This is a genomic window from Kitasatospora sp. NPDC004669 (genome assembly GCF_040609455.1).
Lineage (GTDB): Bacteria > Actinomycetota > Actinomycetes > Streptomycetales > Streptomycetaceae > Kitasatospora.
Genome location: NZ_JBEXKB010000187.1, coordinates 1 through 2,812, shown reverse-complemented (window position 1 = coordinate 2,812; position 2,812 = coordinate 1). Strand labels below are relative to the sequence as shown.

At 70.3% G+C, this 2,812-nt stretch carries 3 protein-coding genes; 1 reads left to right on the top strand and 2 read right to left on the bottom strand.

All coding sequences use genetic code 11. The features are described from left to right. Window positions 1–280: 280 nt before the first annotated feature. The gene (locus tag ABZW30_RS46720) at window positions 281–1,564 is read left to right on the top strand and encodes a hypothetical protein (RefSeq protein ID WP_355677447.1); all 1,284 of its coding nucleotides are present in this window, start codon (window positions 281–283) and stop codon (window positions 1,562–1,564) included. Between the two features lie 162 nt (window positions 1,565–1,726). Here ABZW30_RS46720 and ABZW30_RS46715 read toward each other — a convergent pair whose 3' ends face one another. Both ABZW30_RS46715 and ABZW30_RS46710 read right to left on the bottom strand, forming a co-directional pair. After that, complete coding sequence (locus tag ABZW30_RS46715; RefSeq protein WP_355677446.1) at window positions 1,727–1,960, bottom strand: hypothetical protein; 234 nt, start codon at window positions 1,958–1,960, stop codon at window positions 1,727–1,729. Window positions 1,961–2,304: 344 nt separating this feature from the next. Then, on the bottom strand, window positions 2,305–2,691 hold the full coding sequence (locus ABZW30_RS46710) for a hypothetical protein (protein WP_355677445.1): 387 nt from the start codon (window positions 2,689–2,691) through the stop codon (window positions 2,305–2,307). Window positions 2,692–2,812: the final 121 nt, after the last annotated feature.

Genomic DNA, 2,812 nt, shown 5'->3' with positions numbered 1-2,812 from the left:
TCAGGCTGCCCCCAGCTTCACCAGACCGCTGCGACGGTCCGGCGGAGAAGGTCTTTCACCTCCACTCGATCGTGTGGTACTTCGTGGCGCACACCTGTCTCACCGAAGTTTGACCAGTCTCATCGAAGTTTGAGGCCTCCGCCGTCAGTCGGCGCGCACCACCAGGCCCTCGCCGCCATCAATCAATTGCTCGGAGACGCCCGTCATTGTTCGGGGCTGAGCCGTCCCTCGGCGAGGCCCGCGCAAGGACGCGACACCGCCTGCTGGGAGGATCTCCGGCATGACCTCCCCGTTTCGCCTCCTCCGCGTTCTCGGCGACCGCCCGTTCGCCGAGGTCGGTCAGCCCGTCCTCGCTATGCCGGACGAAGGGCGCGGCCTGCTCGCCGTCGCAGGCGAACCCGGGTTCGCCGGGATGTCGACGGTCGGGGTGTACGGCATAGGGAACCTCGCCTGCCGGGCCGTGCTCCGCACGCGCTTCCCGGTGCACGCGCTGGCCTTCCACCCCACGGCGCCGCTGCTCGCCGTCGGCACCGGGGAGTATGACGGCGGCTACTTCTTCGACGGCGAGCTGCTCCTGCTCAACTGGGAAACGGGCGCCACTACCTCCCTCATCGAGCACGGTTTCGGCCGCCAGGTCCTCGGACTGAACTGGTTCGATGAGCAGGCCCTGCGCGTGCTGATGGCACCGCCCGACGACTGGAAGAACGAACGGGAAGCACACGTTGAGGGTCACGTCGCTGTCGTGCGGCGGCCCGACTGGTGCGCCGTCGCGCCCCGTTCGCTCACCAGTGCCGACCTGGCGGGCCCCCGGGTGCCCGCCCCGCGCCCCGACGGACGGGACGCGGCCCGCCGGGCGCTCTGCGCGCTGAGCCCGGACTGGGAGCCCCGGCGGCACGTTCTGGCCGTCGAGCTGCTGCTGGACGGTGCGGTCCTGGCAACCCTCGACCGGGAGGAGAACGACCCAGAGCGGCCCGTGCGCACCGCCCCTGCCGACGGTCTGCTGATCCAGCACCGGACGTCGGCGTATGTCGACCGGCACGAGCGCCTGCGGATCCGGTACGGCAGCCGAGACTACGTTAACCAGGCCCGCAGGGCAGGCCGGAAGCCCAAGCAGCACTGGCTCTCGGTGCGCTCCCCCGAGCGGCCCGGCGTCCAGCCCCTGTTCCCGTTCTCCTGGGAGCCCGGGGAGACGCACTTCCCCGGCCCGGGCGCGGAGACCGCCGACGGCGACCTGGTGCACGCTGGCACCGTGTACAACGGCCACGGGCTGCAGCCCGGCGGCTCCTTCGTCGTCCGCCGCGCGGCCACCGACGGCGCGCCGCGCTGGGTCTTCCACACCGACCACGTCGCCACCGACCTCGACACCGATCGGGAGACCGCCTATGTCGCGTACCGCGACGGCGGGATCCTGGCCGTGGACCTCCGCGACGGCGCCCTCCGCTGGCGCCACCAGCTCACCGTCGCCGGCGTCCCGGCCGTCCCGACGGCGCTCACCGTCACCGAGCCCGGCCGCCTGCTCGTCGGCACGGCCGACGGCCGGGTCCTTGACTGCGCGACCACGTAACCTTTTGCGCTCCCCGCCATGGCTCCTCGTCAGCCGTACGCCGCCGCCACGCGTCAGTGAGGGCCTGGCGGTGCGCACCGGCTGAGCAAGCGGCAGCTGCCCGCTGAGGACCGCGGCAAGGTCTTCCTCGGCCGCAGCCGACAGGCGCCGAGGAAGACCCCGTCACAGGTTGGGTTCGCCCGAACAGGAGGACTGACCGAACACACGGGCCACCCAGCCGTCGAGCTGGACGCCGAACGCCCGAGCCGAAGCGATACCCGAGGCCGGAAGGGCGCCGGCGTCGTCCATGCCGGCGACGAAGTCGACATCGGCCCAGCCACCACGGAACAGCACCACCGACAGCTCAGCCTCCGCCGGACCCGAGATGAGTACACCAACGGAGTCAGGATCGTTCACCAACGACCTGTCCGTCTCAAGTCGCTGAGGCCAGGGAGCGGCTTGATCGCGCCAGGTCGCCCGGCCCACTGTCAGACCGCCGGCCCGCCACCCCGGCGCCCGATCGGCTACCTCTGCAGCCGCCTCATCGAGATCAATAACTCGCTCCATGGACAGATCATGGTCCATGCCCGGCGCGCTGTTCCACTGACTTCCACCAGAGCGACACGACCCACGCGCTGCCACTTCTCGGCAACATTTCCCGTCGAACAGATCGACAACCGCTGTCGGGTCTCACCTACGCAGCCACCCGCGTCTCTTCGGGCAATGGGCCGTCCCGGTTGGACTGTCCCGTCTCCAGGTGGTCAGAGCAACAGGGAGCCCAGCCAGCTGGAGGGGAACCAGCCCTCCAGGGAGCGCAGTTCGGGTTCGGTGGCGGGATGGGTCGCCAGGATAGCCTGGCGCACATCGCCACCTCCGTTGAGAGTGCTCAGCTCGCCGCCGGCGGCGGCCAGGGTGATCGTGAGGCCGTCGCGCTGCAGAACGTATCGGTGCGCTCCGTCGGACCAGAGGCCGCCCGGCTCCGGTCGGCAGGGGGTGAAAGGGCTGGTGGTGAGGCTCTCACCGTCCGCGGACAGCAGTGGGCGGCCGCAGGGGTCGCTGTAGCCCGGGGAGACCGTCTCGACCGCGGCCTTGTTGAAGCCGTCGCTGATTCCGCCAGTGTTGGACAGGTCCTCCTGGTCGCTGAACACGAAGACCGCCCGATGTCCATCCCAACTGACAGGGCTCGGTCATGGTCCTTGACCAAGGCCGGTGAGGTCGTTCGGGTTTCGGTGGCAGGCCGGGCAACGCCACAGGGCGGTGATCAGCGCG

Coding starts and splice junctions, on each gene's coding strand:
- ABZW30_RS46720 (WP_355677447.1), top strand. CDS start 281: ATGACCTCCCCGTTTCGCCTCCTCCGCGTTCTCGGCGACCGCCCGTTC.